This is a genomic window from Actinoplanes sp. DH11 (assembly GCF_020873875.1).
In the GTDB taxonomy this organism is placed as follows: domain Bacteria; phylum Actinomycetota; class Actinomycetes; order Mycobacteriales; family Micromonosporaceae; genus Actinoplanes.
Genome location: NZ_JAHWGU010000179.1, coordinates 1 through 396 on the forward strand (window position 1 = coordinate 1; position 396 = coordinate 396).

Annotated in this window: 1 protein-coding gene; it reads left to right on the plus strand. The window is 53.0% G+C overall.

The window, feature by feature from the left end:
• The coding region (locus LPA41_RS41315; protein WP_229076964.1) for an SDR family oxidoreductase at positions 1-324 on the plus strand (324 nt) is incomplete at its 5' end.
• Between the last annotated feature and the right edge of the window lie 72 nt (positions 325-396).

The window sequence follows — 396 nt, forward strand, 5'->3', positions numbered from 1 at the left end:
GTTGTGGGACTCTACGGTTCGCCGGGCCAGATTAACTATGCTGCTTCAAAAGCTGGCCTTGTCGGTATGGCACGTTCGTTGACCCGTGAGTTAGCCTCTCGCAACATCACAGCCAATGTCGTGGCACCGGGCTACATTGATACAGAAATGACGAAAGAGCTCAACGAAGACCTGCAAAAGCAGTACAAGAAAGCGATACCAGCTGGTCGTTTCGCGGAGCCAGGAGAAGTCGCCAACGTAGTTCGCTGGTTGGCCTCTGACGAAGCAAGCTATATTTCGGGCGCAGTCATCCCCGTCGACGGCGGTCTAGGAATGGGACACTAAAGAGATATGACACAAACTCAAGACTTAGCAAACACCGGCATCATCGTAACCGGCTCATCACGTGGCGTTGGT